The 26,194-nt window shown below is 69.2% G+C and carries 28 protein-coding genes and 1 riboswitch; of the genes, 24 read left to right on the forward strand and 4 right to left on the reverse strand.

Annotation, left to right across the window (positions count from 1 at the left end; translation table 11 throughout):
- Nucleotides 1-15 precede the first annotated feature (15 nt).
- The 10 genes from moxJ (at nucleotide 16) to DBZ32_RS17085 (ending at nucleotide 7,974) form a co-directional block, all read left to right on the forward strand.
- Nucleotides 16-900: a methanol oxidation system protein MoxJ gene (gene moxJ / locus DBZ32_RS17045; protein WP_119168458.1), complete on the forward strand. Its 885-nt coding sequence runs from the start codon at nucleotides 16-18 to the stop codon at nucleotides 898-900.
- A 16-nt stretch (nucleotides 901-916) separates the two neighbouring features.
- Complete coding sequence (gene moxG / locus DBZ32_RS17050) at nucleotides 917-1,486, forward strand: cytochrome c(L), periplasmic (protein ID WP_235830246.1); 570 nt, start codon at nucleotides 917-919, stop codon at nucleotides 1,484-1,486.
- A 106-nt stretch (nucleotides 1,487-1,592) separates the two neighbouring features.
- The gene (locus tag DBZ32_RS17055; protein WP_119168459.1) at nucleotides 1,593-1,889 is read left to right on the forward strand and encodes a methanol dehydrogenase; all 297 of its coding nucleotides are present in this window, start codon (nucleotides 1,593-1,595) and stop codon (nucleotides 1,887-1,889) included.
- Nucleotides 1,890-1,956: 67 nt separating this feature from the next.
- Entirely contained in the window at nucleotides 1,957-3,036 is a 1,080-nt protein-coding gene (locus DBZ32_RS17060) for an AAA family ATPase (protein WP_235830247.1), read from the forward strand.
- A complete protein-coding gene (locus DBZ32_RS17065) occupies nucleotides 3,033-3,905 on the forward strand; it encodes a DUF58 domain-containing protein (RefSeq protein WP_119168461.1) in 873 nt (290 codons plus the stop codon). The genes DBZ32_RS17060 and DBZ32_RS17065 overlap by 4 nt, the downstream gene beginning before the upstream one ends.
- Nucleotides 3,902-4,822, forward strand: a complete 921-nt coding sequence (locus DBZ32_RS17070) for a nonribosomal peptide synthetase MxaA (RefSeq protein ID WP_119168462.1) — start codon at nucleotides 3,902-3,904, stop codon at nucleotides 4,820-4,822. The genes DBZ32_RS17065 and DBZ32_RS17070 overlap by 4 nt, the downstream gene beginning before the upstream one ends.
- Complete coding sequence (locus DBZ32_RS17075) at nucleotides 4,822-5,847, forward strand: vWA domain-containing protein (RefSeq protein WP_119168463.1); 1,026 nt, start codon at nucleotides 4,822-4,824, stop codon at nucleotides 5,845-5,847. The genes DBZ32_RS17070 and DBZ32_RS17075 overlap by 1 nt, the downstream gene beginning before the upstream one ends.
- The gene (locus DBZ32_RS22165) at nucleotides 5,844-6,452 is read left to right on the forward strand and encodes a hypothetical protein (RefSeq protein WP_162906811.1); all 609 of its coding nucleotides are present in this window, start codon (nucleotides 5,844-5,846) and stop codon (nucleotides 6,450-6,452) included. The genes DBZ32_RS17075 and DBZ32_RS22165 overlap by 4 nt, the downstream gene beginning before the upstream one ends.
- Nucleotides 6,449-7,447, forward strand: a complete 999-nt coding sequence (locus DBZ32_RS22170; protein WP_162906812.1) for a vWA domain-containing protein — start codon at nucleotides 6,449-6,451, stop codon at nucleotides 7,445-7,447. Before DBZ32_RS22165 ends, DBZ32_RS22170 begins: the two co-directional genes overlap by 4 nt.
- Complete coding sequence (locus tag DBZ32_RS17085; RefSeq protein ID WP_208539284.1) at nucleotides 7,444-7,974, forward strand: SRPBCC family protein; 531 nt, start codon at nucleotides 7,444-7,446, stop codon at nucleotides 7,972-7,974. The genes DBZ32_RS22170 and DBZ32_RS17085 overlap by 4 nt, the downstream gene beginning before the upstream one ends.
- A 31-nt stretch (nucleotides 7,975-8,005) precedes the next feature.
- Here the strand turns inward: DBZ32_RS17085 and cobU are convergent, their stop codons facing one another.
- Nucleotides 8,006-8,536 (reverse strand): bifunctional adenosylcobinamide kinase/adenosylcobinamide-phosphate guanylyltransferase, encoded by a 531-nt coding sequence (gene cobU, locus DBZ32_RS17090; RefSeq protein WP_235830248.1) that lies wholly within the window; start codon nucleotides 8,534-8,536, stop codon nucleotides 8,006-8,008.
- A gap of 155 nt (nucleotides 8,537-8,691) precedes the next feature.
- On the opposite strand from cobU, the gene cbiB reads away from it, so the two are divergent.
- Complete coding sequence (gene cbiB, locus DBZ32_RS17095) at nucleotides 8,692-9,633, forward strand: adenosylcobinamide-phosphate synthase CbiB (protein WP_119168465.1); 942 nt, start codon at nucleotides 8,692-8,694, stop codon at nucleotides 9,631-9,633.
- Nucleotides 9,634-9,696: 63 nt separating this feature from the next.
- On the opposite strand, the gene DBZ32_RS17100 is transcribed toward cbiB, so the two are convergent.
- A complete protein-coding gene (locus tag DBZ32_RS17100; RefSeq protein ID WP_119168863.1) occupies nucleotides 9,697-11,130 on the reverse strand; it encodes a cobyric acid synthase in 1,434 nt (477 codons plus the stop codon).
- Between the two features lie 88 nt (nucleotides 11,131-11,218).
- The gene (cobO, locus tag DBZ32_RS17105; RefSeq protein WP_119168466.1) at nucleotides 11,219-11,827 is read right to left on the reverse strand and encodes a cob(I)yrinic acid a,c-diamide adenosyltransferase; all 609 of its coding nucleotides are present in this window, start codon (nucleotides 11,825-11,827) and stop codon (nucleotides 11,219-11,221) included.
- Nucleotides 11,828-11,866: 39 nt separating this feature from the next.
- Nucleotides 11,867-12,085, forward strand: a riboswitch (cobalamin riboswitch).
- A 132-nt stretch (nucleotides 12,086-12,217) separates the two neighbouring features.
- Between cobO and DBZ32_RS17110 the strand changes: the two genes are divergently transcribed.
- Genes DBZ32_RS17110 through cobJ form a run of 7 tightly spaced genes read left to right on the forward strand, consistent with a single transcriptional unit; the run spans nucleotide 12,218 to nucleotide 20,242 of the window.
- A complete protein-coding gene (locus DBZ32_RS17110) occupies nucleotides 12,218-12,592 on the forward strand; it encodes a DUF1636 family protein (RefSeq protein ID WP_119168467.1) in 375 nt (124 codons plus the stop codon).
- Complete coding sequence (gene cobW / locus DBZ32_RS17115; RefSeq protein ID WP_119168468.1) at nucleotides 12,585-13,628, forward strand: cobalamin biosynthesis protein CobW; 1,044 nt, start codon at nucleotides 12,585-12,587, stop codon at nucleotides 13,626-13,628. Before DBZ32_RS17110 ends, cobW begins: the two co-directional genes overlap by 8 nt.
- A gap of 9 nt (nucleotides 13,629-13,637) precedes the next feature.
- On the forward strand, nucleotides 13,638-16,940 hold the full coding sequence (gene cobN, locus DBZ32_RS17120; RefSeq protein ID WP_119168469.1) for a cobaltochelatase subunit CobN: 3,303 nt from the start codon (nucleotides 13,638-13,640) through the stop codon (nucleotides 16,938-16,940).
- Entirely contained in the window at nucleotides 16,937-18,109 is a 1,173-nt protein-coding gene (gene cobG / locus DBZ32_RS17125) for a precorrin-3B synthase (RefSeq protein WP_119168470.1), read from the forward strand. The genes cobN and cobG overlap by 4 nt, the downstream gene beginning before the upstream one ends.
- A complete protein-coding gene (locus DBZ32_RS17130) occupies nucleotides 18,109-18,738 on the forward strand; it encodes a precorrin-8X methylmutase (protein ID WP_119168471.1) in 630 nt (209 codons plus the stop codon). Before cobG ends, DBZ32_RS17130 begins: the two co-directional genes overlap by 1 nt.
- The gene (locus DBZ32_RS17135) at nucleotides 18,735-19,478 is read left to right on the forward strand and encodes a precorrin-2 C(20)-methyltransferase (protein WP_119168472.1); all 744 of its coding nucleotides are present in this window, start codon (nucleotides 18,735-18,737) and stop codon (nucleotides 19,476-19,478) included. Before DBZ32_RS17130 ends, DBZ32_RS17135 begins: the two co-directional genes overlap by 4 nt.
- Nucleotides 19,475-20,242: a precorrin-3B C(17)-methyltransferase gene (cobJ, locus tag DBZ32_RS17140; RefSeq protein ID WP_119168473.1), complete on the forward strand. Its 768-nt coding sequence runs from the start codon at nucleotides 19,475-19,477 to the stop codon at nucleotides 20,240-20,242. The genes DBZ32_RS17135 and cobJ overlap by 4 nt, the downstream gene beginning before the upstream one ends.
- Here cobJ and DBZ32_RS17145 read toward each other — a convergent pair.
- Nucleotides 20,200-20,970, reverse strand: coding sequence for a cobalt-precorrin-6A reductase (locus tag DBZ32_RS17145; RefSeq protein ID WP_119168474.1), 771 nt, complete (start codon nucleotides 20,968-20,970; stop codon nucleotides 20,200-20,202). The genes cobJ and DBZ32_RS17145 overlap by 43 nt on opposite strands.
- On the opposite strand from DBZ32_RS17145, the gene cbiE reads away from it, so the two are divergent.
- The 6 genes from cbiE to cobF are packed head-to-tail and all read left to right on the forward strand — an operon-like array spanning nucleotide 20,969 to nucleotide 26,118.
- Nucleotides 20,969-22,168: a precorrin-6y C5,15-methyltransferase (decarboxylating) subunit CbiE gene (gene cbiE / locus DBZ32_RS17150; protein ID WP_119168475.1), complete on the forward strand. Its 1,200-nt coding sequence runs from the start codon at nucleotides 20,969-20,971 to the stop codon at nucleotides 22,166-22,168. The genes DBZ32_RS17145 and cbiE overlap by 2 nt on opposite strands.
- Nucleotides 22,165-22,533 carry a cobalamin biosynthesis protein gene (locus DBZ32_RS17155; RefSeq protein WP_119168476.1) on the forward strand — a complete coding sequence of 123 codons (369 nt, stop codon included), beginning with the start codon at nucleotides 22,165-22,167 and terminating at the stop codon, nucleotides 22,531-22,533. The genes cbiE and DBZ32_RS17155 overlap by 4 nt, the downstream gene beginning before the upstream one ends.
- A complete protein-coding gene (cobM, locus tag DBZ32_RS17160) occupies nucleotides 22,530-23,315 on the forward strand; it encodes a precorrin-4 C(11)-methyltransferase (protein WP_119168477.1) in 786 nt (261 codons plus the stop codon). The genes DBZ32_RS17155 and cobM overlap by 4 nt, the downstream gene beginning before the upstream one ends.
- Complete coding sequence (locus DBZ32_RS17165) at nucleotides 23,308-24,627, forward strand: cobyrinate a,c-diamide synthase (RefSeq protein ID WP_119168478.1); 1,320 nt, start codon at nucleotides 23,308-23,310, stop codon at nucleotides 24,625-24,627. Before cobM ends, DBZ32_RS17165 begins: the two co-directional genes overlap by 8 nt.
- Nucleotides 24,624-25,364 (forward strand): uroporphyrinogen-III C-methyltransferase, encoded by a 741-nt coding sequence (gene cobA, locus DBZ32_RS17170; protein ID WP_119168479.1) that lies wholly within the window; start codon nucleotides 24,624-24,626, stop codon nucleotides 25,362-25,364. Before DBZ32_RS17165 ends, cobA begins: the two co-directional genes overlap by 4 nt.
- Nucleotides 25,357-26,118: a precorrin-6A synthase (deacetylating) gene (gene cobF, locus DBZ32_RS17175; protein WP_119168480.1), complete on the forward strand. Its 762-nt coding sequence runs from the start codon at nucleotides 25,357-25,359 to the stop codon at nucleotides 26,116-26,118. The genes cobA and cobF overlap by 8 nt, the downstream gene beginning before the upstream one ends.
- Nucleotides 26,119-26,194: the final 76 nt, after the last annotated feature.

A 26,194-nucleotide genomic window follows, 5' to 3' on the forward strand; every position in this document is an offset into this window, starting at 1 on the left:
GAGAGACATGATGCCATGGGTATTTCCAAGGTTATGAGGCGCGCGGGACTGGCCGCCGCGGCGCTTGTTGCCGCAGCTTCCGCGACGGCAGCCGGCACGACGCTCGAAGCGGCAGCCGATCCGGCGACGGATATGGAGGCTGAAGGCTCCCTGCGGGTCTGTTCGTCGACGCAGGACGCTCCTTTTTCGGATGCCGACGCGACGGGGTTCGAGAACCGCATCGCCGGCATCGTCGCGGAAGCGATGGGGCGCGAGCTCGAGCACGTCTGGATCGACAAGGCGGCGATCTATCTCGTGCGCGACGGTATCGATGACGGCAAATGCGACGTCGTGATGGGCGTGGATCAGAACGATCCCAGGCTGCTGACTTCGATCCCCTATTACCGTACGTCCTACGTCTTCGTCAGCCGCGAGGATCGCGGGTTCGACGGCGAGAAGTGGCAGGACGCCGATACCGCCGGTATCGAACGCTTCAGCTATCGGTTTCACTCACCGGCGGAAACGATCCTGAAGTACTCCGGAAAGTACGAGAACAATCTCGCCTACAGCCGCTCGTTGATCAACTTCAAGTCCCGGCGGAACCAATACATCAACGTGCCGGCCGAACGGGTCGTCGCCGAAGTGGTCGACGGCCATGCCGACGTGGCCATCGCCTTTGCCTCCGCCGTCGCCCGCTATGTGACGAAGGCCTCCACGCCACTGCGGATGCAGATAATCACAAACGACATCGAACGCCTCGACGGCAAGATCATTCCCCTGACCTATGCCCAGTCGATCGGCGTGGCGAAGCGGGTGCCGGACCTCGTCGAGGAGATCAACGCGGCTCTTCAAGAGAGCGCTGCGGAGATCCGCGCCGTCTTGGAAGAAGAAGGCGTTCCCCTTCTGCCACTGGAGAGTTGATGTGCGTGGAGTTCCATTGAGAGCCACTTCGACGAGCGGATCCGTCCGCGTCGCCCGTTACGCCGGCGTCCTTGCGCTGGTGACCCTTGCCTGTGCCGGCGCTGCCATAGCGTCGCCTCAGTTCTTCCATGTGACCGAAGGCTACCCGCTGGACCTCTCCTACGCGATGGAGGAGGGCCAGGATACAGAGGCGGTGCAGACCTTCTTGGCCATCGGACAGAATATCTATAATGAGAACGAGCAGTTTCTCGGCTCGGCCGAGGAGGTTTTCGCCACCATGTGCTCCGCCTGCCACGGCCGCTACGCGGAGGGAAAGATCGGGCCGGGTCTCAATGACGACTACTGGACCTATCCGCAGAACGAGGACGACGTCGGCCTCTTCTCGACGATCTACGGGGGCGCGCGCGGTCAGATGGGTCCGATGTGGGGTGCGCTCACGCTCGACGAGATGCTGCTCTCGATGGCCTGGATGCGGCATCTCTACACGGGTCCGCCCGAGACGGCGACCTGGCTGACGAACGAGCAGCGCGAGGCTTTCGAGCCTTTCGATTCCGAGGCCGAGAAGAAGGAGGGCGAGGGCTCCTGAGCCCGCCTGTGGAGGACAATGCCGCGGCGCGGTCGGGATCTGCGGACCGCCCGCAAGCGAAACGGTAAACGGACAAACGAAAAACCGACCAACAGGAGGAAATGCCATGAAACGGACTCTCGCGATCGCCGCCGGCCTTGCGGCGGGCCTCGCCTTCGGTGCCGGCGCCCTGGCTTACGACGGCACGAACTGTTCGGCACCCGGAAACTGCTGGGAGCCGAAGCCGGGCTACCCCGAGACGGTCGAGGGCACGAAGTACGATCCGCAGCATGATCCTGCGGAGCTCAGCAAGCAGGCCGAGTCGCTCGCTGCCATGGACGAGCGCAACGCCATGCGGGTGAAACACTTCAAGGAGACGGGCGAGTTCGTCTACGACGTCTCCAAAATTCCGGGCGCCAACTGAGGCCAGTGCTTCAACGCCGCGCGCGTCGCCGTCTTCGCGCGCGGCCACCCGGCTTCGGGAGCTGGCCGTGATCGAACCGACAGAAGAGCCCTCCTACATCGGTTCGGGGGTTGATAGGGTCCGAGGGCTCGACGTGTGGCGCGCATCGGCGCTTGCGGCCGAGGCGGCCATCGGACGTGCGATCATCGGCCAGCAGAGCGTGATTCGGCTGATCCTCACCGCCGTCTTCTGCCGCGGCCATGTGCTGCTCGAGGGGAATGTCGGCGTCGGCAAGACGACGCTGCTCCGCGCGGTGGCGCAGGCCGTCGGTGGACCCTTCACCCGGGTCGAAGGCACGGTCGACATGATGCCGAGCGACTTTCTCTATTCCGCCTTCATCGGCGAGGATGGGCGGCCGCGCGTCGAGCCTGGACCGGTGCTCGAGCATGGAGAGGACCTCTCGGTCTTCTTTTTCAACGAAATCAACCGTGCGCGTCCGCAGGTCCATTCGCTTTTGCTCCGCCTGATGGCCGAGCGCAGGGTCAATGCCTTCCAGGCCGAGCATCATTTTCCCCATCTTCAGGTCTTCGCCGACCGCAATCAGATCGAGCGCGACGAGACCTTCGAATTGCCGGCGGCCGCGCGCGACCGCTTCTTCATGGAAATCGCGGTTGCGGTGCCGACCGACCCCCGCGACCGTCGGGCGTTGGCCTTCGACACGCGCTACCACGATGTGGACGCGCTCGTCGCCGAGGTTCCGGCGAAGACACTGCCGTATCGGGAACTCGACGCGATTGCCCGGCGGATCCAGGAGGCGGTCGCCACCACAGAGGCGCTGGAGACCTATGTCTTCGCCCTTTGGGAGGCGCTGCGCGAGCCGGGGGCGGCGGGCATCGAGATCGAGGGGGTCGACATGGCCCGGCTGATCCGCGGCGGGGCGAGTCCACGCGGGATCTCGGCGCTCGTGCGGGCCGCGCGCTGCACTGCCTGGCTGGAAGGCCGGGACATGGTCCTTCCGGAGGACGTGCGCGCCGTCTTCATCCCCGTTATGGTTCATCGGACCTTCCTCTCTCCGGTCTACGAGAGCCGTCGGGAGGAGATTATGCCCGCGCTGGTCGACGCCGTCTTCGCACGCGTCCCGGCGCCTGCGACCGCGGATCCGAGATGACGACCGCTGCCGAGTTTGCGCTGTTCGACGCCATCGCCTACCAACTGCGGGCGCGCTTCGCGGGGGGGCGGCCGGGCGCGCATCGCGGACGTCAACGCGGCGCCGGGGCGCGTTTCGCGGATACCGCGCCGCTGCTCACCCACCCCGATCCGCGTCGAATCGACCTTCGCCGCTCGCTCCGCGATCCCTTCGGCACGATTCACGTGCGCCGCTTCGAGGTGCCGGCGGCCGTGACGGTCCATGCCTTGATGGACTTCTCGGCATCGCTCGCCGTCGCGGGGGCCGGCGACCGTTGGGCGCTCGCCGCTTTGCTCGGCGGTGCGGTCGCGCAAGGGGCGGTAAGGACGGGCGACCGCTTCGCGCTGGCTGCCGCGCGGGGGGGCGACCTGCCCCCGCTGCTCCGGCCGCCTCTGCGCTATTCCGGGCTGGGCGTCGAAACCCGTGCGTTGCTCGATACCTTGGAGCCCTCGGGTCAGGGCATCGAGACGCTCACCGAGTTGGCCGCAGAAATCCCGGCCCGGCGGACGCTGACCTTCCTCATTTCCGATTTCGAGATGCCGCCGGAGATGCTCTCGCGACTGCTCACGCTGCTTGACGGCCATGCGCTCTGGCCGATCTGGCTCCGCGACAGCGGCCTCGACGACGTGAGCGGGCGCTTCGGTCTCTGCGACATCCTCGATCCGGAGACGGGCGCCGCACGAACCTTGTTGATGCGCCCGGGTTATGCGCGCGCCTACGCCCGCAGGCGGGCCGAGTGCCGCGCCGCAACCGCCGAGGTCTTCGCCGCCTTCGGCCGGCGTCCGATCGAAGTCGTCGATCGGATCGATACCGAGGCCTTCGTTGCGGCCTTGGCGACGGAGCCCGCATGAGGCTCGCAACCACGCTCCTTCTCGCGACTCTTGCGCTGCCTGCGGAGGCGGTCGCCGAAACGACACTCGACGTCGCGCCTCCGCGCGAACACGCTTACTGGATCGGCGACCGGCTGACCCATCGCATCTTTCTCACTTTGCCGGAAGGTCACGCGCTCGACCGCTCCACTCTGCCACGGCCGCGATCCGTGACCTACTGGCTCGATCTGCGCGAGGTCGCGGTCGCGTCGGTCGAAAGGGCGGGCGGGCGGGCGCTGGAGATTACGACGCTCTACCAGACTTTCTACGCCCCGCTCGAGCCGAAGCGGTTGGAGGTGCCGGCCTATCTGCTCCGCGTGAATGGTCCGGAGGGCGCGCGCGACCTCGAGGTGCCGGCCTGGAGTTTCTTCACCTCGCCGATCCGGCCCATCCTCGCGCCGACCACACCCGATCAGTTGCTGCCCGACGACGGCTATGTGGGCATCGTCGCCCAACGCGAAGAGATTGCCACGGCCGTCTCGGCTCTGCTCGCTCTCTTCGGGGCCATCGGCTTGACCTGGCATCAAGCCTGGCCACCCTTCCACCGCCGCTCCGCCCGCCCCTTGGCCGTGGCGCAGCGTCAGGTCCGGCGCCTCGCGCGCGTGTCGGGAGAGGTGCCTTTGCGCCCCATGTGCCTCGCCGTCCATCGCGGGCTCGACGGCACGTTCAGGCGCCCGCTTCTCGGCGCCGATCTGGACGTCTTTCTCACCGGGCGACCGGAATTTGCGCCCTTGCGCGAGCAGCTTCAGCGGTTCTTCCAGCTATCGGCGGTTCTCTTCTTCGCCGCTACGGACGCCCGGCGCCAGGCCGACCCCGCGATCGCGGTCCCCGAGACGGCCCTTCCCGAGATCGCCGGTCTCGCGGACCGGCTCGCGGCCATCGAGCGAGGGCGCGGCTGATGCTGGCTTTCGACCGTCCCTGGCTGCTCGCGCTCGCGCTCTGTGCCGCGCTCCCCTTCGTCGTGCGGATGCTGCGCCGGTCCGGCCATCCGCGGCTCGATGCCGCGCCTGCGGACCCGCTGTCCTTGGCCGTCGACGGGGCTTTGCGGCTGGCGGGCGCGACGGCGATCTTCGCCCTGGTGCTCGGTCTAGCGGGCCTGCATCTCGCTGGCGGCCTGGCCGAGCGCACGGGGCAGGGGGCACATCTGGTTCTCTTGATCGATCGCTCGGGGAGCATGGACAACACCTTCGCGAACCGCCGCCCCGACAGCGCGCAGGAATCCAAGGCCGCCGCTGCGCGTCGGCTGCTACTCGATTTTCTGGAGAGCCGGCCGCACGATCGTATCGGTGTCGCCGCCTTCTCGACCTCTCCGATGTTGTTCCTGCCGATGACGAACCGGCGCGAGGCGGTTCGCGGCGCGGTATCCGGCATCGACGAGCCGGGACTCTCTCAGACCGATGTCGGACGCGGGCTGGCGATGGCCTTCTCGCTGTTCGGCGAGGACTCCGGCGGTGCCTCGCGCGCGCTCCTGCTCGTCTCGGACGGCGCCGGCGTGATCGCGCGCGACGTCCAGCGGTTCTTGCAGGCCGAGGCTACGCAGAAGGCGGCCAACCTCTATTGGCTGTATCTGCGCAGCGAAGGCTCCAAGGGGATCTTCGAGCCGCCGGCGGCGGACGAGATCGACAGTCCTCAGCTCCGTCCGGAGCGCCACCTGCACCTTTTCCTGCAGCGTCTCGGCGTTCCCTACCGTGCCTTCGAAGCGGAGAATCCGGAGGCCGTGGCCGAGGCCATCGAGGAGATCAGCAGCCTCGAACGCCGCCCGCTGATCTATCGTGAACGGGTGCCGCGTCGCGACCTGTCCGGCTTGGCCTATGGCGCGGCTGCCGCCTGTCTTGCCCTGTTGGCACTTGCCCGCTTGCTCGAGCGCCCCTTGGCCGCGCGGCAGTCGCGACCGCTGATCGCCGAGCCTGGAGGCAAGCGGTGAGGGGGGTGGACCGGCTGGCCTCCAGGTTCGGCATATGGCTGTGGAACGGCCGCCGCCGGCTCGGACTCTACCTCTGGTCCGGTCTGCTCGTCGCCGGGCTGGTCGGCCTGGCGGTCAACGGCGTCGCGTTGATCGCGGCCAAACTCGCCGACGCCGACATCCGCGCCCTCGCCACCGGGCGGGATGTCGCGGTCGAGCCGGACGCCGCGCCTGCGTTGCTCCATGCCCGCACTCTCCATCTGCTCTCGCGGGACCGGATCACGGAGGCAGAGGTTCTCGGTGTCCGGCTCGTCCGCGCCGGCGTTCCGGAACTCGAAGCCGGCTATCGCCTCACTCTCGGCAATGCGCGTCTGCGGCGCGCCTTCACGCTGATCGAGACGGCGCGTCTCAACGAGGCGATTCCCGAGGTCGCCCTCGCCAAGGTGGCCTATCGTGCGGCGCTCGCCGCCGATCCGGGCCGCTACGACGCCAAAGTCAATCTCGACATCTCCATGCGGCTCGTACGCGATCTGCCGCGGGGCGACGGGGACGAGACCGGCGACCCAGAGGCCCGACCCCGCAGGGTCTGGACCGATCTGCCGGGATTGCCGCGGGGTGGACCGTGACCTACCGCCGGCCCGACGCCGTCTTTCTGGTCCTTGCCGCCGCCTGCCTACTGGCGACGCTCGCCGCCTTCGAACCGCGCCTGACCCGTGAACGTGCCTTGCGCGACGTACTTTTCGTCGTCGATGTGACGCAGAGCATGAACGCGCGCGACATGACCGTGGGCGGCCGCCCCGCAAGCCGGCTCGACCACGTCAAGGACGTCCTCCCGAAACTGCTTTCGACGCTGCCCTGCGGTTCGCGCGCGGGCCTTGCGATCTTCGCCGAACGGCGCAGCCTGACCTTTATCGAGCCGATCGAGATCTGCGAGAACTATGCGCCGCTGACCGAGGCGATCTCCACGCTCACCTGGCGCATGGCCTGGGAGGGCGATAGCTTCGTCGTGCAGGCCCTGCACCATGCCCTGGCGCGTGCGGTGAACCTCGGCGTCGATCTCGTCTTTCTGACCGACGGGCATGAAGCGCCACCGCTCCCCCGGTCGGGGATTCCCGGCTACGCCGGAGATCCGAACGACGTCGGCGGACTGATTCTCGGTGTCGGAGGGACGACGCCCGTGCCGATCCCCAGATACGACGACACGGGCCGCGAAACCGGAGTCTTCGAGCAGGACGACGTTCAGCAGTATCCGCGGCGCGGCAGCTTGCCGTCCGCCGACGCCGCGACCCGTCCCGGATATCATCCGAGCAGCGATCTCGACGGAGAGACCGATCTGGCGCGAAGGGAACATCTCAGCGCACTCCAGGCCGCCTACCTTCAGGCACTCGCGGCGTCGGTCGGGCTTGCCTACTTCGATGCGGAACTGGGCGGCGAAGCTTTTCTGGCCGCGCTTTCGCGCCACACGGAACCGCGCCGCATCTTGGCGCCTATGGGAGTCGCCTGGGCGCCAGCCGCAGCGGCCCTCGCTCTCGCCCTCTTCTCCTACGCGCTCTCGGCGCTTCGCCGTCACCGTTGGCGGCGCCCGTCCTCCCCGACCGAAGCAACAGGAAGACCTCGATGAGACTTGTCCTCAGCCTCGCCACGCTTTGCTCCCTCGCTTTCTTCATGTCCTCGGCCTGGGCACATGGTCCGACGCCGCAGCGGCTGACGCTACAGGCCGATCTCGCCGCTGCACCGGAAGAGGTCTGGGCCGTCGTTGGCGATTTCTCCTCCGTGGCGATCTGGCATCCCCGGATCGCCGAGTCTCCGCTCGACGGCGATCGCGAGAGAGGCGCTCAACGGACGCTGGTTTTCGAGGGCGGCGGCCAAGTCGTCGAGGGGATCGACGACATCAACGAGACCGAGATGAGCTACGCCTACCGCCTGAAGCGGGAGGATATCGAGGTTTTCCCGGCGAGTTTCTACAGCAACACCATCAGTGTCGCGCCCAACGGAGACGGATCTCGCGTCACCTGGCGCGCCAACTTCTTTCGGGCCGATACCGGCAACTACCCCAGCGAAGCGCAAAACGACGAGGCCGCCGTTACCGCGATGAAGACTTTCATCGAGGCCGGTCTCGAGGGACTTGAGGCCTATCTGGACAGATAGCGTCGCCACCAGGGCGATGGGGTGGAGCCGGCTACTTCACCTTCATGGGAATCCCGGCCACGGCCAGGTACACCTCCTGCGAGACTTCGGCCACCGACTGGTTCAACAGCCCGGCTGCGTCGCGGAAGGCGCGGCCCAAGGCGTTCTCCGGCACGATGCCGGCGCCGACCTCGTTGGTTACCAGAATCACCGGCGCCTCCTGACGGCCAAGGGTGTCGGTCAGGAGGCGCGCGGCGGCCTGCCAGTCCTGTTCGGATAGCATGATGTTGGTCAGCCAGAGCGTCAGGCAGTCCACCAGCCGCGGGCCGGCTCCGTCGGTGGCTCGAAGTGCCGCGGCCAGGTCGAGGGGGGCGTTGCGGGTGGTCCACTCCGGACCGCGGCGGGCCCGATGCGCGGCGATCCGCTCCGCCATCTCCCGGTCGTGGGCCTCGGCAGTGGCAATGTAGATCGGGTGCGGTCCCAGGCCGAGCGCCAGCCGCTCCGCGATGGCGCTCTTCCCCGACCGTGCACCGCCGGTTACGAGTATCGACTTTCCCATGGCCACGTGAGAAAGCAGAAACATCGCGTCAAGGAAAGGTGAAGTTTGTCCGGCGCTCTCGCATCTACGCAGCCGCACCGAACCTGCCGGGCCGCCGTGGCCTGGCACCGGTTTGCCAAGGTTAGGGCGCAGCGAATGGATCTTGGGACCGCGCCCCGCCCTGGCCGGCGCGGGGTGGCATGAGCGCCGCCGCCGTCATGCTGATTGCCCTCGTGCTGGAGGCGCTGATCGGCTGGCCTGCCCGGTTGCATGTGCGGATCGGCCATCCGGTCACCTGGATCGGTGCGCTGATCGCAACCCTGGACAGGCGCCTCAACCGGGAAAACCGGTCAGCCGCAGTCCGGCGCGCGGCGGGCCTTCTCGCGGTCTCGATCACGGTGGGAACAACGGTCGCCGTCGCCGGGCTGCTGACGGCTTTGTTGCCCGAGGGTCCTCTCGGCACCGCCTTGGCCGGTCTGCTGGCCTGGCCGTTGATCGCCACGCGCTCCTTGCACAGCCATGTGGGGGCGGTGCTGCGGCCTCTCCTGACCGGCGACCTGCCGGCGGCGCGCCAAGCCGTCGCCATGATCGTCGGCCGCGATCCGCAGCGGCTCGATCGGGAGGGGATCGCACGGGCGACCCTGGAAAGTCTGGCCGAAAACAGCTCCGACGGGATCGTCGCGCCGATTTTCTGGGGGCTATTGCTGGGGCTGCCCGGCGTGGCGGCCTATAAGGCCATCAACACGCTGGACTCGATGATCGGGCATCGCACCGAGCGCCATGGCGCCTTCGGCTGGGCGGCGGCGCGGCTCGACGATTTGGCAAACCTGATCCCGGCAAGAGCCACCGGACTGCTGTTCGCACTCGTCTCGACACGACCGCGTTCGGCACTGCTCTGCATGCTGCGCGATGCGAGACGGCATCGCTCGCCCAACGCGGGTTGGCCGGAGGCCGCCATGGCCGGTGCCCTCGAGGTCAGACTCTCGGGCCCGCGCAGCTATGGGACGCGGCTCTCGAGCGAGCCTTGGCTGAACGGTGGCGCGGCGGATCCCGCTCCAGGCGATCTGGCCCGGGGTCTCGCGCTGTTCCGGCGCGCCATCGGCGCTCTCGCCTTTCTCTTAGCGATTGCCGTCCTGGTTTGACCGGAGGGGGCGATTTGAGAAAGAGATTGCCGTCGGGGCCCGATTTCTACCCCGAGACAGGCATCACCGTGCCAGAGCGAGCAGCGCCGTCACATCCAAGTGCGTTTCCATATGGTCGGCCAGGCCGTCCAGCGTGCGGTCCACCGCCGCGTCGTAGGAGCGCGCGTCGCTTGCCGTCCCCAGCGCGTTCAGATAGGCCGCCCGGAAGGCATCGTTGCGGAACATCCCATGCAGGTAACTGCCGCTGACCTGTCCGTCCGGACTGACCGCGCCCTCGGGCCGGCCCGCGACGGCGGCGAAGGGCCGGGTCCGATCGGGTCCGTGGCTGCGGCCCATATGGATCTCGTAGCCCTGGAACTCCTGGCCGGTGGCGCAGTGGACGGCCTGCGTCTCGCCCAGGCGCTTGCGCGGCGTCATCTCGGTCTCGATCTCCAACAGGCCCAGCCCCTGCGTCTCGCCCGGCGGTCCCTCGACGCCCTCGGGATCCCGCAGAATCCGACCCAGCATCTGGTAGCCGCCGCAGATGCCCAGGATCCGGCCGCCGCGCCGCCGATGGGCGGCCAGATCCACGTCCCAGCCCTGCGCGCGCAGGAACTCCAGATCGCCACGGGTGGACTTGCTGCCTGGGAGAATCACGAGGTCGGTATCTCCGGGAAGCACGCGGCCGGGCCTCAGCATGGTCAAGGCAACACCCGGTTCCTGGATCAAGGGATCCAGATCGTCGAAGTTGGCGATGCGCGACAGCGCCAGGCAAACCACCTTCAGGCCCTCGCTGCCAGGGCTTTCCGGCAGGTCGAGGGCATCCTCGGCCGGCAGGCGCCAGGCCTCGGGAAAGTGAGGCAGAACGCCGAATCCCGGCCAACCGGTGGAGCGTTCGATGACGCGGTAGCCCTCGTCGAACAAGCGCGGATCGCCGCGAAAGCGATTGATCAGAAACCCGGCGACGGTGGCGGCATCGGCCGGATCGATCACCGCCTGCGTGCCGACCAGTTGCGCGATCACGCCGCCCCGCTCGATGTCCCCGGCCAGGATCACCGGCACGCCGGCGGCGCGCGCAAACCCCATGTTGGCGATGTCGCCTTGGCGCAGATTGACCTCGGCCGGGCTGCCGGCGCCTTCGACCACGACCAGATCGTATTCGTCCTTCATGCGTGCAAAGCTCGCGAGCACCTGCTCCAGCAGCCGGGGCTTGAGGGCCGCGTAGTCGCGCGCGAGCACGTTCGTCACCCGTTGTCCCAGGACCACGACCTGGGCCCCCACGTCGGTTTCCGGCTTGAGCAGGACCGGATTCATGTCGACCCGAGGCTGCAGGCCGCTGGCGAGCGCCTGCAGGGCCTGGGCACGCCCGATCTCGCCGCCCTCGACCGTCACCGCGGCATTGTTCGACATGTTCTGAGGCTTGAAGGGAGCGACTCGCACTCCGCGCCGCCGCGCGGCGCGGCAGAGCCCGGCGACCAGCAGCGACTTGCCGACGTTCGAGCCGGTCCCCTGGATCATCAAGGCCCGCGCCACGCCCGGACTCACTCGGCGCGGCGGGAGAGGGCGCCGGCATGCGCGGCGGACGGTCGAGGAGAGTCCCGCACCGTCAGAACTCCACGCCGGGCTGGGCCTTGATGCCGGCGCGAAAGGGGTGCTTCACGAGGGTCATCTCGGTGACCAGGTCCGCAATCTCGATCACCTGCGGCTTGGCGTTGCGGCCGGTCAGAACGACGTGGGTCATCTCCGGCCTCTCTCGTGTCAGGAATGCGACGACCTCGCCGGTATCCAGGTAGTCGTAGCGCAGGGCGATGTTGATCTCGTCCAGCAGGACCATGCGAACGGCGGGGTCGCGGATCAAGGTCTTCGCGGCCTCCCAACCCGCCCGGGCGGCGGCGATGTCCCGGTCGCGATCCTGGGTTTCCCAGGTGAAGCCCTCGCCGGAGACGATGAAGCGACACTGATCCGCGAAGTTCTGGCGCAGAAAATCGCGTTCGCCCGTGGCCCAGGTTCCCTTGATGAACTGTACGACCGCGCAGGGCATGTCGTGCGCGATACAGCGCATGATCATGCCGAAGCCGGAGGAGGACTTGCCCTTGCCGGCGCCGGTATGGACGATGATCAGCCCTTTTTCCTCGGTCTTGCTTTCCATCATCCGGTCACGGGCGGCCTTGATCTTCTTCATTCTTTGCCGGTGATGCGCGTTCACGTCGTCCATGGCGGCCTCTCCCGTGCTTGACAAGACAGTGTCTTATCACGCATTGCAGGAGGTGCTGGTGCCTGTCAACGACAGGTGAAAAGGGAATGCGACAGAGTCCACCTCAGGGTGACTCAAGCGCAGCCGCCCCCGCGACCGTGACCGGAGAGGTCGCCCACTGCCACTGGCCGAAGATGGCTGGGAAGGCTGGGTGACCGCCGGGGCCGAAAGGCCCCGATATCCGCAAGCCGGGAGACCTGCCAGCACGATACGACGTGAACCGGACGGGGTGTTCCGGTGACGGGTCCGGCGTTCGCTTTACCCGCCATCCGCCCTCGTCCCTTTTTGGAAGGGACGAAAGATGATCGACAGGCAGTCAAGGCACGGCGTCTGCGGCTTGGCGCTGCGCCAATGAGCGGACCTATCGAACTCCTGGTCTGCACGACCTGCCGGCGTGGTCAACCGCTGGAGACGGACAGGCCCGTCGCGGGCGCCCTCCTTCATAGCGCTCTGGCCGACCGGACTTTGCCGCAGGATATCGACCTGCGCGCCGTGGAGTGTCTGTCGAACTGTTCGCAAGGCTGTTCGATCGTGCTGCGCGGCAGGGGCCGCTGGACCTACGTCTACGGCAACCTCGACGAAACGCACGATATCGACGGGATCGTCGATGGCGCCGCGCGCTATCTCGCGACGCCCGATGGCATCGTGCCTTGGCGCGAGCGCCCTGCGAAATTCCGCAAGAACTGCATTGCCCGCATCCCGCCCTTGGAGATCGCAGATGACTGATCTGTCGAAACTGCCCGTCACGGTGGTCACCGGTTTCCTCGGGTCCGGGAAAACAACCCTGATCCGCCACCTGCTGCAGAACCCCGGCGGCAAACGTCTGGCCGTGGTGGTCAACGAGTTCGGCGATGTCGGCGTCGACGGCGAGATCCTGAAGTCCTGCGCCGTCCCGGACTGCCCGGCCGAGAACATCGTGGAACTGGCCAACGGCTGCATCTGCTGCACCGTCGCGGACGACTTCATTCCGACCATCGAAGCCTTGATGGCGCTGGATCCGCGTCCCGACCATATCCTGATCGAGACCTCGGGCCTGGCTCTGCCTAAGCCGCTGCTCAAGGCCTTCGACTGGCCCGACATCAAGTCACGCATAACGGTCGACGGCGTGATCGCGCTGGCCGATGCCGAAGCGGTGGCCGCCGGCCGTTTCGCGCCCAATACCGCGGCCGTCGAGGCTCAGCGCCGGGCCGACGACAGCCTGGATCACGAAACACCCTTGTCCGAAGTCTTCGAGGATCAAATCGCCTGCGCCGATATCGTGCTTCTGACCAAGCCGGACTTGGCGGGAGAAGCCGGGATCGCCCGCGCGCGCGACGCCATCGCGGCGGAGACGCCGCGTCGTCTGCCGATGATCGAGGTGGCGGAGGGCAGCGTCGACCCGCGCATCGTTCTGGGCCTGGGCGCCGCCGCCGAGAACGATCTGGACGCGCGCCCGTCGCATCACGACTCGCCCGATGGCGACGATCACGACCACGAAGAGTTCGAGAGCCTGATCGTCGATCTGCCGGAGCAGTCGGACCCGCTCGCCCTGGCGGCGCGGATCGAGGCGCTGGCCGAGCGGCAGGACATCCTGCGGGTCAAAGGCTACGCCGTCGTCTCTGGAAAGCCTCTGCGCCTGTTGGTCCAGGCGGTCGGCGCGCGCGTGCGGACCCAGTACGACCGGCCCTGGCGGCCGGACGAGGCCCGGCAGGGCCGCCTGGTGGTGATTGCCGAACACGATACGCTCGATGAAAAGGCGGTCCGTACGGCGCTGACGGACTGACTCCGGACGATGCATGTCATCTTTCGCGAAAGCCACGGTCTGGAAGAAACGGAGACGCCTGTCGATCTGGGCCAGAGCCCGGCCGACCTGGTGGTGCTCTCCTTCTCCGACAGCGACCTGGGCGCCTTCGCGGCGGGATGGCATCTGGCGCGGCGGGCCGGTGGCGAGAGGCTGCCGAGCCTGAGGCTCGGCAGTCTGGCGGCCCTGAAGCATCCTCTCTCGTTCGACACCTACGCGGAGCGGACGCTCCACGGCGCCCGAGGCATTCTGATCCGTTTGATCGGCGGCGCGTCCTACTGGAGTTATGGCCTTCAGCAGATAGAGAGTCTGGCCCGCAAACGGGGCATCGCGCTGGCGGTCCTGCCGGCCGACGGGCGCCCCGACCCGCAGCTCGAGGCCGCCTCGACCCTGCCGGCCTCGACGCTGCATCGCCTGACGCAGCTCTGCGACGGCGGCGGCGCCGTCGCGGCCCAGGCGGCGCTCGCGCAGTTGGCCCTCGCCGCCGGTCTCTATGCCGCTCCGGTCATCGGAGCCAAGACCCTGCCGACGGTCGGTGCCTGGACGCCGGAGCTGGGCAACTGCTGCCCCTTCGCCCTTTTCGACCCCGCAAAGCGGCGGCCGCGCGTGCTGGTCACCTTCTACCGTGCCTACCTGGCGGCTGCCGACCTGGACCCTTTGGAGACGCTCTTCGCCGCACTGCGCCGTCGCGGCTTCGACGTGGCCGGACTCTTCGCGCCCTCCCTGAAGGCTCCGGAGGCCGCCGGCTGGCTGGCCCGCCACGTCGCGGGCGCCGGTCCGGTTGCGGTCGTCAACGTCACGGCCTTCTCGGGACGCGGGGACGACGGCGCCTCTCCCCTGGACGCGGCCGGCGTACCGGTGTTTCAGATCGCGCTGGCCACCTCCAGCGAGGCGGCTTGGGCTGCGGCCGAACGCGGTCTGTCCCCCGCCGATCTGGCCATGCACGTGGTGCTGCCCGAGGTCGACGGACGGATCTTCGCCGGCGTCGCCTCCTTCAAGGAACCCGGCAGGCGCGATCCGCAGTTGGAGTTCGCCCGCTACAGCCATCGCGCGCAGCCCGACCGGATCGAGGCGATCGCCGCCAGGGTCGCCGCCTGGGCCCGCTTGCGGGAAAAGCCGGTGGCGGCAAAACACCTGGCGCTGGTTCTCTCGACCTATCCCGGCAAGGACTGGCAGATGGCCCATGCCGTGGGGCTCGACGCGCTCGGCTCGGCGGAGGCCATGCTGGAAGATCTCGCGGCGCAAGGCTATGCGGTGGCGGGCGGGGGACCTCTTTCCCAAACGCTGCGCGAAGACCGCCTGTCCTGGCCGTTGGAGTCCTACCGCGAGGCTCTGCCGACTCTGCCGGAGTCTCTTCGGCAGGCGCTGCATAAGGCCTGGGGCGCTCCCGAAGCCGATCCTGACTGTCACGACGGGGCCTTTCACTTCGCCGCGACCCGGCGCGGGGCCGCGCTGGTCGCCCTGCAGCCCGAGCGCGGCACCCCGGGACGACGTGATGACGACTATCACGACCTCTCGCGCGTGCCGCGCCACGCCTACGTCGCCTTCTACCTCTTCCTCCGCCAAGCCTTTGACTGCGACGCGCTGATCCACATCGGCGCTCATGGCACGCTGGAATGGCTGCCCGGCAAGGCCGTCGCGCTTTCGGAGGGCTGCTGGCCCGAGGCTCTGATCGGGGATCTGCCCGTCATCTATCCCTTCATCGTCAACGATCCCGGCGAGGCCGCTCAGGCCAAGCGCCGAATCGCTGCCGTCACCCTGGGCCACGTCCCTCCGCCCTTGCGTCGGAGCGCGACGCCGGAACGCCTGGCGCGGCTGGAAACGTTGTTGGACGAGTTTTCCAACGCGGACGGCCTGGACCCCAGGCGACGCGACCGCCTTCAGAACGACATTCGCGAAGAAGCGCGGTCGCTGGGCGTCGAAGCCGACCTTGGGTTGGACGCCGCCGCCTGTCCCGCCGAGGCGATCGGCCGGATCGACCGCTTCGTCTGCGATATCAAGGACAGCCAGTTCGGCGACGGTCTGCATGTCTACGGTCGCGCACCCGAGGCCGAAGCCGGTTTCGCCACGGCGGACTCCGTCGCCGGCGAACGCGCCGCCCTGACCGATGCACTGGCCGGTCGCCGGATTGCGGCCGGCCCCTCGGGATCCCCGTACCGTGGCCGCAGCGACGTGTTGCCCACGGGCCGCAACCTCTTCACCACCGACCCGCGGGCGGTCCCGACCCGCTCCGCCCATGCGCAGGGCCTGCGCCTCGCGGAGGAGCTGCTGCGCCGTCATCTGCAGGAGGAAGGCGACTGGCCGCGCGATCTGGTGATCGACCTATGGGGCTCCGCCACCATGCGCACGGCGGGCGAGGAATTTGCGATGGCGCTGCATCTGCTCGGGGCGAAGCCGATTTGGGACGAAGGATCGGAGCGGGTGAGCGGCGTCGAGATCTTGCCCCTGATGCTGCTGGACCGGCCGCGCATCGACGTGACGCTCAGGGTCTCCGGTCTGTTTCGCGATGTCTTCCCGACGCTCTCCGCACTCTTCGCCCAAGCGGTGCGCGCAGTCTGCGCCCGCGACGAGGCTCCGGACTGGAACCCCTATGCCGGCCGGCAGCCGGAGCCGCGTGTCTACGGCCCGGCACCGGGCAGCTACGGTCTCGGCCTGGGCGCGGCCGCCGAGGACTATACGCCCGAAGGACGGCTGGCGGCGGGCGAGGCCTGGCTCGCGGCCAGCGCCTGGGCTCTGGAGGGCGAGCGCGCGACCCGCGACCCGGAGGGCCTTGCCGCGCGCGTGGCCGGCGCCGAAGCCTTCGTGCACCCGCAGGACCTTCCGGAAACCGACCTGCTGCTGGCCGCCGACTATGCCGCCCACCAGGCCGGTTTCGCCGCCGCCCAGGCCCTGACCGGCGGCCGGGCCAGGCTGTACCATCTGGACACTAGCGATCCTGACAGACCACGCGCGCGTCACCTGCGCGAAGAGGTGGCACGGGTGGTCCGGGCACGCGCCGCCAACCCGGAGTGGCTGGCCGGCATGCGCCGTCACGGTTTTCGCGGTGCCGCCGAGATCGCCGCGACGCTGGATCACCTGGCGGCCTTCGCCCACCTGGCCGGCGTCGTCGCACCTCAGCTTTTCGACCTCTACCACGACGCCACGCTGGGTGACCCGGTGGTCCGCGATTTCCTGGCGCGGGAAAACCCGGGTGCCCTTGCGGCGATGGAAGGCCGTTTCGCCGCACTGCACGCGGCCGGACTCTGGCAAACCCGGCGCAACTCCATTGTCGCTTCGCTGGAGCGGACGGCATGATCCGGCCGGTAGGAAAGGGCCACTGTCCCGGCGCCTACAACCCGATGGACTCGGGGGACGGACTGCTGGTGCGCGTGCGGCCGCATCTCGGCCACCTGGAGGCGAAGCAGGCGTTCGGCCTCGCGGAAGCGGCCCGGCGCCACGGCAACGGCGTGATCGACTTGACCAGCCGTGCCAACCTCCAGATCCGGGGGGTGCGCGCCGCCAGCCACCCGGCTTTGCTGCGTGATCTCGATGGTTTGGGACTGCTTGACGCCCATCCGATGCTGGAGTCTCGGCGCAATCTGGTGGTGACGCCGCTTTGGCGCGACGGCGACGAGACCCTGCGCATCGCCGAAGCCCTGACCGCGCGCCTGCCGGAGTTGCCGGACTTGCCGCCCAAGTTCGGCTTTGCGGTGGATGCCGGTCTTCGGCCGCTCCTGAGCGGAGTGTCCGCGGACATTCGCGTCGAGCGCGCAGCGGGCGGCCCGGACGCGGGTCTCGTCGTCCGGGCCGACGGGGCACCGCAAGGTCAGCTGGTCGGTCTTGAACGGGCGGTGCCGGCCATCATCGCCCTGGCTCGTTGGTTTGCCGACAGCGGAGGAGCGGAGGCCGGCCGCATGGCGCGCCACCTGCGCCATCGGCGACTGCCCGACGGCCTGGCGCAACGGTCTGCGGCGCCTCCGGCCCCGCCTCTGGAACCGGGATCCCTTCAGCTTGCGGCAGGCGGGCTCGGCTTTGCCTACGGCGTGCCTTTCGGCCAGATTCCGGCGGCCGCGCTCGACAAGCTGCTTCAGCGCAGCGGCGCCGCGGCGCTGCGGGTGACGCCCTGGCGGGTACTTCTGCTTGAGGCGGCCCGACCGGTGCAGGTCGCTCCCTTCATCGAGAGGTCCGGCGATCCCCTGATGACCGTCGATGCCTGTCCCGGCGCGCCGGCCTGCGCAAGCGCCACGGTCGACACGCGCGCTCTGGCGCAGTCCCTGGCCGCAGAGTGGGGTTCCTCTCGAGCCGGCCGGCGCCTGCACGTCTCGGGCTGTGCCAAGGGCTGCGCGCGGCCGCGATCTGCAGCCGTGACTCTGGTCGGGCGGGACGGCGCCTTCGATCTGGTGCGGGACGGTTGCGCCTGGGATGCGCCGGAGGAGCGGGGCTTGACGCCCGGCAGCCTGCTTGAGCGTCACGGAGTTCTCTGATGCCGCATCTCTACGAGACCGACGGCGCGGCGATCTACAGGCAGTCCTTCGCCACCATCCGGGCCGAAGCTGCGCTGGCCGACTTCGCATCCGAGGAGGAACCGCTGGCGGTCCGCATGATCCATGCCGCCGGGATGGTGGAGCTCGCGCCGCACATTCGCTTTTCCCAGGGCTTCGTGGCTGCCGCGCGTGCGGCGCTGGAGGGCGGGGCGCCGATCCTGTGCGACGTCCGCATGGTCGGCGAGGGCGTGACCCGCACCCGCCTGCCGGCCGGCAACAGGGTGATCTGCACCCTGCAGGATCCCCGGGTGCCCGATCTCGCCCAGACGCTGAACACGACCCGCTCGGCCGCCGCCCTGGAGCTGTGGCGCCCGCACCTCGCCGGCGCTCTGGTGGCCATCGGCAACGCGCCGACGGCTCTCTTTCATCTGTTGAACATGCTGGAGGACCCGGTCTGTCCGCGCCCGGCCGCGATCGTCGGCTGCCCGGTCGGCTTCGTCGGCGCCGCCGAGTCCAAGGCGGCGCTTTGGGCGGACCAACCGGTTCCCTGCTGCCTGGTCGAGGGCAGGCTGGGCGGCAGCGCCATGACCGTGGCCGCAGTCAATGCCATCGCGAGCCGCAGCGAATGAACAGGAAGCCGGCGGATTGCGGCACCCTCTACGGCTTGGGTCTGGGCCCCGGCGCCCCCGATCTCATGACTGTGCGTGCGGACCGCTTGCTGCGTGGCGCCCGACATCTCGCCTTCTTCCGCAAGGCCGGGCGGCCCGGTCAGGCCCGTCAGATCGTCGAGGGACTTTTGCCCGAGGGTGTCCGCGAGTACCCGCTGGAATACCCCGTCACCACCGAAATTCCCTTCGACAGCCCAAGCTATAAAGGCATCCTGGCGGCGTTCTACGCGGAGTGCTGCGACCGTCTAAAGGCTCTGGCGCGGACCGGTGAAGACGTCGTCGTGCTCTGCGAAGGCGATCCCTTCTTCTACGGCTCCTTCATGCATCTCTACACGCGCCTGAGGGACAGCCTGCCGATCCAGGTGGTGCCGGCGATCACCGGGATGTCGGCGGCTTGGACGGCCACCGGCCTGCCGATGACCTGGGGCGACGACATGCTGACCGTTCTGACCGGGACGCTGCCCGAAACGGAGCTGGTACGGCGTATGGCCGAAAGCGACGCCCTGGTCGTCATGAAGGTGGGCCGCAACCTGCCGCGCGTAAGGGACGCTCTGGCCAGGACCGGCCGTCTGGAGTCGGCTTGGTTGGTCGAGAACGCGAGCATGGCCAACCAGCGGGTCGTGAAGCTCAGCGAGGCCGAGCAGCTCAGCGCCCCGTATTTCTCCATCGTTCTGGTTCACGGCCAGGGGCGGCGCCCGTGACCGGATGGCTGGCCGTCGCGGGGCTCGGACCCGGTGCCGAGGCGCTGGTCACGCCGGAGGTGACGGAGGCCTTGGCCAGGGCCAGTGACCTCGTGGGTTATGCGCCTTATGTCGACCGCGTCGCCCCGCGCAGCGACTTGCTGCGTCACGCCTCCGACAACCGCGTGGAGTTGGAGCGCGCGCGACTCGCTCTCGAACTTGCCGCCGCCGGACGGCGCGTCGTCCTGGTCTCCTCCGGCGATCCGGGTGTCTTCGCGATGGCCGCGGCGGTTTTCGAGGCGCTCGAGGCCGGGCCCGCGGCCTGGCGCGGCCTGGACATCCGCGTGCTGCCCGGCGTGACGGCGATGCTGGCCGCAGCCGCGCGGGCCGGCGCTCCCCTGGGTCACGACTTCTGCACCCTCAACCTTTCCGACAACCTGAAGCCCTGGTCCCTGATAGAGACGCGCTTGCGCCTGGCGGTGGAAGCCGACTTCGCGATCGCGCTCTACAATCCCCGCTCCCAGGCGCGGCCGGAAGGTTTCGCCCGTGCTCTTGCGCTGCTGCAGGCCATCTGCCGAGACGCCCGCCCGGTGATCTTCGCGCGGGCCGTCTCGACCGGGGCCGAAAGTCTCCGCGTCCTCCGCCTGCCCGATGCGACACCGGAGTTGGCCGACATGCGCACCCTGGTGATCGTCGGCTCCAGCCAGACCCGCGTGATCGACCGGCCGGCGGGGCCGTTGGTCTATACACCGCGTTCGGCTGCGGTCCCGGCGGAGGCTTCATGATCCAGCCACGCGCAGACCGCCGCGACGCTCTCGACCTCCCGACGCGCCGGCAGCGGCGGCCGCGCCACCAGGATCACGCGCAGAGCCAGCGCCCGTGCCGCCGTCAGCTTGGCCACGGCGCCACTGCCGCCGGCGTTTTTCGCCACCAGCAGGGAAATGCGATGCCGCCGCAGCAGGTCCGTGTCTTCCGGCACGGAGAAGGGGCCGCGGGAGATGACGAGGCTGTGGTCCGGCAGGGGCGGGGGGCGCTCCGGTTCATCCACGAGACGCAGGAGATAGTGGTGCTGGGGCTGTTCCGCGAAGGCGGCCAGCGGTTGACGGCCGACCGCCAGCATGACGCGTCGCGCCGGTCCTGCCAGAGCCGCCACGGCGGCCGGGATATCCGGCACCTCCAGCCAGTCGTCGCCCTCCTGCGGCCTCCAGGGCGGCCGGGTGAGCCCGAGCAGCGGGACTCCGGCCTCCGCGCTTGCGATCACCGCATTACGGCTGATCTGGGCCGCGAAGGGGTGGGTGGCGTCGATCACATGAGTCACGCGCCTGTCGCGCAGGTAGGCCGCCAAGCCGTCGGCGCCGCCAAAGCCGCCGACGCGGCAGGGCAGGGGCTGACGGCGCGGCCGGGCCACGCGGCCGGCGTAGGACAGCGTGGCCGTCAGACCGCGCGCCGCCAGCTCCCGCGCCAGTTCGCTTGCTTCGCTGGTTCCGCCGAGAACGAGCAGGTTGGGTGTCATGGTTGAGGTTCCGTGGCTGACCATCGTGGGCCTGGGCGAAGATGGCGCCGAAGGCTTGTCTCCCGCAAGCCGCAAGGCGCTGGAGGCGGCCGAGGCGATCTTCGGTGCACCGCGTCACCTCGATCTTCTGCCGGACATCGCTGGCCGCAGAGTCGCCTGGCCCGCGCCCTTCGCCGAAGGTATCCCGAGACTGTTGGAATGGCGCGGCCGACCCGTTGCCGTGCTGGCGTCCGGCGATCCCTTCTGGCATGGCGCCGGCAGCGTTCTGGCGCGCCACCTGGAGGCTGCCGAGTGGACGGCCCTGCCGGCTCCCTCGACGCTGTCGCTGGCTGCGGCTCGGCTCGGCTGGCCGCTGGAGACGACGGCTTGCCTGGGCCTGCACGCCGCCCCCCTTGCCCGCCTGCGTCCGCATCTGAGCCCAGGGGCCAAGCTGCTGGTCCTGCTGCGCGACGGCGCGGCCGTGGGGCAACTCGCCGCGTGGCTGACCGAGGTCGGCTTCGGTCCGACGCTCATGACGGTGATGGAGGCCCTGGGCGGACCGCGCGAGCGCCTGCGCCGCACGACGGCCGAGGCGATGGATCTGACCGATATCGCCCATCCGGTCTGCGTCGCCCTGGACGCGGCGGGCGCCGGACCGGCGGTTCCCGGGGCATCCGGCCGACCCGACGCGTTGTTCGAGCATGACGGGCAGATCACCAAGCGCCCCTTGCGCGCGCTCTCGCTCTCGGCGCTTGCCCCTGCCGCCGGCGAATACCTATGGGACATCGGGGCCGGTGCCGGCTCTATCGGGATCGAGTGGTTGCTGTCTCATCCCGCGAACGGAGCGACGGCCATCGAGTCGCAACCCGATCGCGCCGCGCGCATCCGCGCCAACGCCTACAGACTGGGCGTGGACCGGTTGAACCTGATCGTCGGCGAGGCCCCCTCGGCTCTGGAAAACCTGCCCGACCCGGATGCCGTCTTCATCGGCGGTGGCCTGTCGGAGGCGCTGCTGTCCGATCTTTTTCGACGCCTGCCCGAAGGAACCCGGCTGGTGGCCAATGCCGTCACCCTGGAGTCCGAGGCGCTGCTCATGGCCTGGCAGGCCTGCAAGGGCGGCGGCCTTCTGCGCGTCTGCCTGTCGGAGGCGGCGCCGCTCGGCGCCAGACGCGGCTGGCGCGCCGCCTATCCCCTGGTGCAGTGGAGCGTGACGCTATGATCGTGGCGGGATTCGGCTTTCGCGGTTCGGCCACGCCGGAAAGTCTGCGCGATGCCTTGGACCAAGCCGCCGGCGAACTTGCCGTAGCGGCCCTCTGCGCGCCGGACGACAAGGTTGAGTCAGAATGTCTGCTGACCTTGGCCCAGGCGCTGAGCCTTCCCGTCCGGCCGGTCGCCGCAGCTGCCGTGACGGAAACGGCGACCGCGACCCAAAGCCCTGAAGTCCTGAAGAGGCGCGGGACGGGCAGCGTTGCGGAGGCGACCGCTCTCGCCGGCGCGGGTCACGGTTCACGCTTGCTGTCGAAACGCTGCATCTCGGCGGATCGCCAGGCGACCTGCGCGATCGCCGAAGGGACCGCGAAATGACCGTTCATTTCATCGGTGCCGGCCCTGGCGCGCCCGAACTCCTCACTCTGCGCGGCCGTGACCTGATCGCCGCCTGCCCGGTATGCCTCTACGCCGGCTCCCTGGTACCGCGGGAGGTGCTGGCCCATTGTCCGCCCGCCGCGCGCCTGGTCGACACGGCCCCGCTGGACCTGGAGGCTATCGTCGCGGAGTGCCGCGCCGCCCACTTGCAGGGTCATGACGTGGCGCGGCTGCAGTCCGGCGATCTCTCGATCTGGTCGGCCATGGGCGAGCAGTTGCGCCGCCTGCGCGAGGAAGGCATTCCGGTCAGCGTCACGCCCGGGGTGCCGTCGTTCGCTGCGGCGGCGGCGGCTCTGGGCGTCGAGCTTACCTTGCCCGGACTGGCCCAATCTCTGGTGCTGACGCGCACGCCGGGCCGCGCCTCCGCCATGCCGCCGCGCGAGAGCTTGACCAACTTCGCGGCGACGGGCGCCACGCTGGCGATCCACCTGTCGATTCACAGGCTCGGGGAGATCGTGGCGGAGCTGGCTCCGGCCTATGGCGCCGCCTGTCCGGCCGCCGTGGTCTATCGGGCAAGCTGGCCGGAGGAGCGGGTCATCCGCGCCACCCTGGCCACGCTCGAAGCGGCTGTCGGCGAGGGACTCGAGCGCACGGCGCTGATTCTCGTCGGGCCGGCGCTGGCGGCGGAGCGCTTCGAGGACAGCCGCCTCTACGCCGCCGACTACGACCGCCGCTTTCGGCCGTCTTCGGCCGGAGGAAACGGAACCGGCCGCGATGATTGATCCCCCGGGCCTGATGATCTCCGCGCCCAGTTCGGGCAGCGGGAAAACCACGGTGATGCTGGGCCTGTTGCGCGCCTTCACCGAGGACGGGCTGAGCGTGCAACCCTTCAAGAGCGGGCCGGACTACATCGACCCGGCCTTTCATCGGGCGGCCGCGGGGCGCCGCTCCTTCAACCTCGACAGTTGGGCGATGGACGCCGATCTGCTGGCGGCCATCGCGGCCAAGGCGGAGGGCGCGGATCTGGTCGTGGCCGAGGGGTCGATGGGCCTTTACGACGGGGTCGCCACTCGCGGCGCGACCGGGTGGGGCTCCAGCGCCGAGACCGCCGACCGGATGGGCTGGCCGGTGTTGCTGGTGCTCGATGCCGGAGGACAGGCGCAGTCGGCGGCCGCCACCGCGCTGGGCTTCGCGCGCTACCGGGAAGACCTTCCCTTTGCCGGCGTCATCGTCAACCGCGTCGCCAGTCCCCGGCACGAGCGCCTGATCCGCCTGGGCATGGAGGGCGTGGGGCTGCCGGTTCTCGGCGTCCTGCCCCGCCGAGGCGACCTGACCTTGCCGGAACGTCACCTCGGGCTCGTTCAAGCCGTGGAGCATCCCGATCTGGACGAGGCCATCGCCGCCTACGCGGCCTTTCTGCGCGCCCATGCCGACCTGCCCGCGATCCGCGCGGCCGCGGGCCGCAGAGCCGTCGCCGACGGCAAGTCCGGCCGGCTGCCCCGGCCGCCGGCCCAGCGCATCGCCCTGGCGCAGGATGCGGCCTTCTCCTTCACCTATCCGCATATCCTGGAAGGCTGGCGCGCCGCCGGTGCGGAGATCCAGCCTTTTTCGCCGCTGGCCGACGAAGCTCCCGATCCGGCGAGCGATCTCGTCTGGCTTCCCGGCGGTTATCCTGAACTGCACGCCGGAGCGCTGGCTGCGGCGACGCGCTTTCGCAGCGGACTGCGGCAGCATGCGCGGACGCGGCCGGTGCATGGCGAATGTGGCGGCTACATGGTTTTGGGCCGGGCGCTGATCGACAAGGACGGTGAGCGTCATCGCATGACCGACCTTCTCGGATTGGTCACCAGCTACGAAAAGCGCAGCTTCCATCTGGGCTATCGCGCGGCCGCCCTCACGGCCCCCATGCCGGGTTTCCAGGCGGGTGCGCGGCTGCGTGGACACGAGTTTCACTACTCCACGATTCTGGAGCAGCCCGACGCGCCGCTGGCCCGCGTGAGCGATGCCGACGGCAATCCGGTCGCCGAAACGGGATCCACGCGCGGCGGCGTCACCGGCAGCTTCTTTCACGTGATCGCCGAGGCGGGCCGATGACCGGCTTCGTCAGCTTCGTCGGCTCCGGCCCAGGCGATCCCGACCTGCTGACGCTCAAGGCGGTGAAGCGCCTGAAGGCGGCGGACGCCGTTCTCTTCGACGACCTCTCGGCCGGGCCGATCCTGGCCTATGCGCGCAGCGGCGCGGACCTGGTGGGGGTCGGCAAACGAGCCGGGCGCGTCTCGCCGAAACAGACTCATGTCAGCCGGTTGCTGGTCGACTATGCCGCCACCGGCGCCCGCGTTGTGCGGCTCAAATCCGGCGATGCCGGCATCTTCGGGCGGTTGGAGGAGGAACTGGTCGCCCTCCGGACGGCGGGGATCGAACACGAGATCGTTCCCGGCGTGCCCTCGGCCTGTGCGGCGGCGGCGGCGGCCGGCATCCCCCTGACCCGGAGACTGACGGCGCGGCGGGTCCAGTTCGTGACCGGACACGATGCCAGCGGCGCTCTGCCCCGGGATATCGACCTGGGTCCCTTGGCCGATCCGGGAGCGACGACCGTGGTCTTCATGGGCCGGCGCACCTTTCCCGCGTTGGCCGAGGCGTTGCTCGACGCGGGGCTCGCGCCCGAAACGCCGGCGCTGCTCGCCGAGGCTGTCGGCCGGCCGGAGCAAAGCCTCTATCGCGGCACGGTGGCGGAGCTGGCAGCGAGACTGGCGGGGGAGCAAGGCACCGCGCCGGCCTTGATCCTCTACGGCCCGCTGGCCGAAACCGATTCGGGAGACGACTTTGCGTGAGCTCGCGCTGATTGGGATCGGAACCGGCAACCCCGATCACCTGACGTATCAGGGCGCCGCGGCCATCAACGCGGCCGACCTGATCCTGATTCCGCGCAAGGGCGGAGACAAGGCGGATCTCGCCGATCTGCGCAAGCTCATTTGCGCGCGGGTGCTCACCAACCGCGCGGCCCGGGTTTTCGAGTTCGACCTGCCCCGGCGGGATCGAGACAACCCCGACTACGGCGCGGGCGTTCGCGACTGGCACGAGGCCATCGCCATGGCCTGGACCGAGGCCATCGCCGCCCAAACAGCGGCGCCGGAGCGGGTGGCGCTCCTGGTCTGGGGCGACCCCGCGCTTTACGACAGCTCCCTTCGCATCGCGCGGCGGTTCGACCCTCCGCCGCGCCTGCGCGTCGTGCCCGGCATCACCGCGATCCAGGCGCTGACCGCCGCCCATGCGATCCCGCTCAACGAGATCGGCGCGCCGGTCCTGGTGACAACTGGGCGCCGGCTGCGCGACGGCGGCTGGCCGGAGGGGAGCGACACTCTGGTCGTGATGCTGGACGGCGACTGCGCTTTCCAAACTCTGCCGAGCGACGGTGCGACGATCTGGTGGGGTGCCTACCTGGGCATGGCCGAGGAACTGCTGTTCAGCGGGTCCTTGGCCGACGCCGGCCCGAAAATCGTGGCCGCCCGGGCGGCGGCGCGCGCGCGGCATGGCTGGATCATGGATATCTATCTGCTGCGCCGCAGACAAGCCTCGGCAACTTGACGCCGGAGCGGCTTGCGACCCGGCTCGGGCCGAAAGGTCGCCTGACGACCGGTCTGGAAAGCGGGTCGGGGGTATG

It is taken from the genome of Algihabitans albus, assembly GCF_003572205.1.
Classification (GTDB): Bacteria; Pseudomonadota; Alphaproteobacteria; order Kiloniellales; family DSM-21159; genus Algihabitans; species Algihabitans albus.